This window comes from Ilumatobacter sp. (assembly GCF_049588435.1).
Classification (GTDB): Bacteria; Actinomycetota; Acidimicrobiia; order Acidimicrobiales; family Ilumatobacteraceae; genus Ilumatobacter_A.
Map to the genome: position 1 here is coordinate 1 of NZ_JBAVYV010000041.1, position 5,499 is coordinate 5,499.

6 protein-coding genes are annotated in these 5,499 nt (G+C 65.9%); all 6 read left to right on the plus strand.

Annotated features, from left to right (window positions below):
* Positions 1-166: 166 nt before the first annotated feature.
* A complete protein-coding gene (locus tag WBV89_RS01335) occupies positions 167-895 on the plus strand; it encodes a cytochrome c oxidase subunit 3 (protein ID WP_423979538.1) in 729 nt (242 codons plus the stop codon).
* A gap of 12 nt (positions 896-907) precedes the next feature.
* Positions 908-1,279, plus strand: a complete 372-nt coding sequence (locus WBV89_RS01340) for a cytochrome C oxidase subunit IV family protein (protein ID WP_423979539.1) — start codon at positions 908-910, stop codon at positions 1,277-1,279.
* 67 nt (positions 1,280-1,346) lie between these two features.
* Positions 1,347-2,279 (plus strand): cytochrome c oxidase assembly protein, encoded by a 933-nt coding sequence (locus tag WBV89_RS01345; protein WP_423979540.1) that lies wholly within the window; start codon positions 1,347-1,349, stop codon positions 2,277-2,279.
* Positions 2,280-2,339: 60 nt separating this feature from the next.
* A complete protein-coding gene (serS, locus tag WBV89_RS01350) occupies positions 2,340-3,647 on the plus strand; it encodes a serine--tRNA ligase (protein WP_423979541.1) in 1,308 nt (435 codons plus the stop codon).
* 52 nt (positions 3,648-3,699) lie between these two features.
* The gene (gene pdxH, locus WBV89_RS01355) at positions 3,700-4,344 is read left to right on the plus strand and encodes a pyridoxamine 5'-phosphate oxidase (protein WP_423979544.1); all 645 of its coding nucleotides are present in this window, start codon (positions 3,700-3,702) and stop codon (positions 4,342-4,344) included.
* A gap of 144 nt (positions 4,345-4,488) precedes the next feature.
* Positions 4,489-5,499 (plus strand): ABC transporter ATP-binding protein (locus WBV89_RS01360; protein WP_423979542.1); only part of this gene is annotated, 1,011 nt, incomplete at its 3' end.

Consider the following 5,499-nt stretch of genomic DNA (forward strand, 5'->3'; position numbering starts at 1 on the left):
CTGCCGATCATGGCGTACGGCGTCATCTACACCACCTGGTTGATCGTCATCGGCGGTGCGATCGCGATCACCGCGATGTTCGGTTGGGCGCTCGAACCTGCCGACGCACCCGAGTCCGATTACGACCCGCCGGTCGCCGGCGACGAGACGAGCAAGGAACTGGCCAATGTCTGAGACCAAGGACGACATGGTCATCGACACGCTCAAGGAAGCGCGCGAGATCATCCACGACCACGCGCAGGACCCTGACGCCGACGATCACGACGACGCATCGTCGCGATTCGGCCACGAGCCGAGCATGGAAGTCGAAGGTCACCCCGGCGGGGGCCACCACACCTCGCTCGGATTGTCGAACACGAAGCTCGCGATGTGGCTGTTCCTCGGCTCCGAATGTCTGCTGTTCGGTGGTCTGATCTCGACGTACATGCTGTACCGCAACCGGCACAGTGCCGACGTCGGCCCCGATCAGCTCTGGGACATCCCGTTCACCTCGGCGTCGAGCTTCGTCCTGCTGATGTCGTCGCTCACGATGGTGATGGCCGTCTCGGCGGCGAACCGCAAGGACGACCGCAACACCAAGCTCTGGCTGATCGTGACGTCGATCCTTGGCGGACTGTTCGTCGCCGGCCAGGTGTACGAGTTCACGACCTTCTACCGGGAAGGGCTCGGCTACACCGAGAGCCTGTTCGCATCGAGCTTCTACACGTTGACCGGATTCCACGGCGTCCACGTCTCGGTCGGCATCGTCATGCTGCTGGCGACGATGGCGATGGTCGCACGGAACCGGATCTCCGGAGACAAGGCCGAGGCTGTCGAGATGGTCGGCCTGTACTGGCACTTCGTCGACGTCATCTGGATCATCATCTTCACGCTCGTCTACCTCATCCCGGCCTGACCAGGAGTGACCATGAACGCTGACGCAACCACCACACCGATCGTCGAACAGGGCCACACCGGACTCGACCACGACTCCGGTCTCGAGACCCACCATCACGAGGCCGGGGCCGAACACATCACCGACAACAAGTACATCGTGATCGCCCTGATCCTCGCGGTGATCACGGGTGCCGAGGTGGCGGCGAGCTACCTCGACCTCGGTGCAGTCTTCATTCCGCTGTTGCTGATCATGATGGCGATCAAGTTCTTCGTCGTCGTCAGCTTCTTCATGCACCTCCGCTTCGACAACCGCCTCTTCAGTTGGCTCTTCTACTCGGGGCTGTTCCTCGCCGTCGGGGTCTACTGCGCGGCGCTGTTGACGTTCCGGGTCTTCGAGGGCTGACGTCCGCCCCTGGATCGGGCCATCGATGCGCAGCTTCACCGTCGCCAACCGGTCGTAGGCTGAACCCGTGATCGCGCAGGTGACCTCCGAGGTGCGACCCTGGGCTTTCCAGTGGCATCCCGAAGTCTGGATTCTGGTCGGCTTCCTGGTCGGCGCGTACATCTACATGGTCCGGGTGATCGGACCGAAGGCCGTGCCCGAGGGAGTCGCACCGGTCTCGCGCCACAACAAACTCGCCTTCGGCGCGGCGATGCTGATTCTGTGGGTCGCCTCGGACTGGCCGGTCCACGACATCTCCGAGGACTACCTCTACTCGGCGCACATGTTGCAGCACATGATGCTCAGCTACTTCCTCCCGCCGCTGGCACTGCTCGCCACCCCGACGTGGCTGATGCGGGTCCTCATCGGTGACGGTCGGCTGTACCGGGGCGTCGCGTTCATGGCGAAACCGGTGGTCGCCGGTGTTCTGTTCAACCTCGTGATCATGGTGACCCACGTTCCGGGCATGGTGACCGCCTCGGTCGAATCCGGACCGCTTCACTACTCGCTGCACTTCCTCGTCGTGATGCTCTCGTTGCTCATGTGGATGCCGGTGTGTGGTCCCTTGCCCGAACTCCAGATCGCTCCGATGGGCAAGTGCATCTACCTGTTCCTGATGTCGGTCGTTCCGACCGTCCCGGCGGCCTGGTTGACCTTCGCCGACGGCGCGGTCTACAAGTCGTACGACATCCCGGTTCGGGTGTTCGGGTGGAGCGTGCAGATCGACCAGCAGCTGGCTGGTGCGATCATGAAGATCTTCGGCGGACTGTTCCTCTGGACGATCGTCGTGGTCATCTTCTTCAAGCGGGTCGCCGTCGACTACAAGTCCGAGCACGACTACCACCGCACTCCCGGAACGGTGATCCCCGACGCGGAGATCGCCCAGGTCACCGACGTGCCGATCACCACCGAGGACGTCGAGAAGGCCTTCGCCGCGAGTCCCGCCCACGTCGAGGACTGACGCCGGCGGCAGGCAAACCGGCACTGCGGCGCCGTCACGTCACCAGTAGCCTCGCGTGCTGTGATCGACCAACGGCTGCTGCGCAACGACCTCGACTCGGTGACGGCAGCATTGTCCCGCCGTCGTCGACCTGCGGTGATCGACGACGTCGAGCACGCCGCCCGCCTGGACCAGCGGCTCCTCGCCATCGGACGTGAACGGGACGAGATTCGCGCCCGCGTCAACGCGTTGTCGAAAGAAGTCGGCGGTCTCCGTCGTGACGGCCGCGTCGACGAAGCCGAAGCACTGCAGCTCGAGAGCCGCGAACTCGGTGGTTCGGAGAAGTCGCTCGCCGCCGAGCACGACGAAGTGTCCGCGGCCCTGCACGATCTCCTGCTCGGCATTCCGAACCTGCCTCATCCGGACGTCCCCGACGGCGCCAGCGACGACGACAATCCGGTCGTCATCGGCCCGATCGGACTGCTCGACGAGTACCCCGAGCACCAGCGTGTCCCCCACTGGGAGACTGCCGAAGAACTCGGGATTCTCGACAACGAACGCGCTGCCAAGATCTCCGGCGCGATGTTCACCATGCAGCGCGGAGCGGGAGCGACGCTCGCTCGGGCGTTGTGCCAGTACGGGCTCGATCTCAACGCCGACGCCCACGAGGAGATGCGCGTCCCGTCGCTCGTGAGCACGGCCACGTTGACGGCGACCGGTCAGCTCCCGAAGTTCGCCGACGATGCCTACGCCATCGAACGCGACGACCTGTGGGCGAGCCCGACGGCCGAAGCGCCGCTCACGTCGATCTACGCGCAGGAGATCCTCGACGACACCGAGTTGCCGATCCGCCTGATGGCCTACAGCGCGTCGTACCGACGCGAGGCTGGTTCGGCCGGCCGCGACACCCGCGGGATGCTGCGCTCGCACGAGTTCGACAAGGTCGAGATGATGGCCTACTGCACTCCCGAACAGGCACCCGACCTCCTCGACGACATGGTCGCCCGTGCGGAGCGCGCGATCGCCGAGCTCGGACTGCCGTACCGCGTGATCGAGATCTGCACCGGCGACATGGGCCAGAGCCATCACCGGAGCTACGACGTCGAGGCCTACGCTCCGGGAGCTGATTCGTGGCTCGAGGTGTCGTCGGTGAGCTGGCTGGGTGACTACCAGGCGCGACGAGCCGGAATTCGTGTCCGGCGCCACGACGACCTCGGCAAGCCCATCAAGGGCACCGAGTTCGCCCACACCCTGAACGGCTCGGCCCTTGCGGTCCCGCGGGTGTGGGCCGCGATCATCGAGAACTTCCGCAACGACGACGGATCGGTCACCATCCCCGAGGTTCTCCACCCCTACATGCGCGGCGTGACACGGATCGACGCCCGATGATCTGGTGCCGATGACGAGCTCACGGGACGCAGCACACGGCGAACCCGGCCCGTTGCCGTCGATTCGGGATCGACGGGTGCAGTACGAGACGGCGGGGTTGGAGCTCGACGACGTCTACGGCGATCCGATGTTGCAGTGGCAACGCTGGCACGACGAGGCGGCCGATGCCGGCGTCGCCGAGCCGAATGCGATGACGCTCGGCACGGTCGGACTCGACGGCGTGCCCGACGCGCGCATCGTGCTCGCTCGCGGCGCCGATGCCCGGGGATTCTCCTTCTACACCAACTATTCCGGGGCGAAGAGCCGACAGCTCGATGCCCGACCGGTCGCCTCGGCGGTGTTTGGCTGGCTCGATCTGCATCGCCAGGTGCGCGTGCGGGGCACGGTCGAGCGGTTGTCGGCGGAGGAGTCCGACGCATACTTCGCCTCCCGTCCTCGAGGGAGTCAGCTCGGCGCCTGGGCGTCTCCGCAGAGCGAGGTGATCGCCGATCGTGACGAGCTCCAGCGGCGTGTCGACACCATCGACGCACAGTTCGACGACCGTGAGGTCGATCGACCCGGGTTCTGGGGTGGCTGGTTGCTGATCCCGTCCGAGTGGGAGTTCTGGCAGGGGCGCCCGAGCCGCCTCCACGACCGGCTCCGCTACCGGCGCTCCGCCGATGGGACGTCCTGGCGCATCGACCGCCTCGCCCCCTGATTCTCCTCGGTCGGGTTTGGCGACCCGGCGAACGGTCAACGATCGACGGCAGACACTGCCGTCAGCGATCGGCACCGGAGGAGCAGCGATGGTCACATCTCAGACATTCACGACCCCGCGAGTGATCTCGCCCACCATCGACGCATGAGCGGCGCGACTCCGACCGACGGCGTCAATGCGGCGATCTCGTTCCGAGGCGTCGGCAAGTGCTTCGGTGACGAATGGGTCCTGCGGAACATCGACATGGACATCGAGCCGGGAACCATCGTCGGTCTGATCGGACCGTCCGGCTGCGGAAAGACGACCACCGTTCGCCTCGCCACCGGCTTCTACCACCCGGACGAAGGCGAGGTCGACGTCCTGGGCGCGTCGCCCTCGACGCTGTCCACCGCCGAACGAACCGAACTCGGCTACCTCCCACAGCATCCGGTGCTCTTCGACGACCTCTCGCTCCGGGACAACCTTCATTTCCATTCGTCGCTGAACGGGGTGCCGCTGCGCCGGAAGAAACGTCTCGACGCTCTGTTGGAACTCGTCGACCTCGCGGACGACGACCGCAAGCTCGTGAGTGCGGCATCCGGTGGGATGCAGCGTCGTCTCGCGCTGGCTGCGACCCTGGTCCACGAGCCGAAGATCCTCATGCTGGACGAGCCGACGGCGGGGATCGACCCGATCCTGCGCCGCAAGTTCTGGGACCACTTCCGCACACTGCGGGACGGTGGGACGACGTTGGTGATCTCGACGCAGTTCGTCGGTGAGGCAGCCGACTGCGACGTGGTCGCGATGCTCGCGGCGGGGCGCGTCGCGGCGATCGGGACGCCCCAGGAACTGTTCCTCCGGGCGCACGGCGGCCGTCCGTTCGATGTCTCGTTCGCCGGCGACGTCCGGTCCGAGTCGATCCGAGAACTGCGCACGGTCGACGCTGTCGTCCATGCCCACCGGGTCGACGACCGCACCGTGCGGATCACGTCCGCCGGCGAGGCCGGGGACGTGCAACAGCTGTGCACCGACGCCCTTCCGACGTACGAGATCGAGTCGATCGCCGCCGTGCCCCCGGACTGGGACGACGTGTTCATCGCGCTGGTCGACGGCCGCACGCCCGAACCCGATTCGCCCGACGCTGATTCGACGACGTCGACCGACGAGCCCGATGAG

Coding starts and splice junctions, on each gene's coding strand:
- WBV89_RS01335 (WP_423979538.1), top strand. CDS start 167: ATGTCTGAGACCAAGGACGACATGGTCATCGACACGCTCAAGGAAGCG.
- WBV89_RS01340 (WP_423979539.1), top strand. CDS start 908: ATGAACGCTGACGCAACCACCACACCGATCGTCGAACAGGGCCACACC.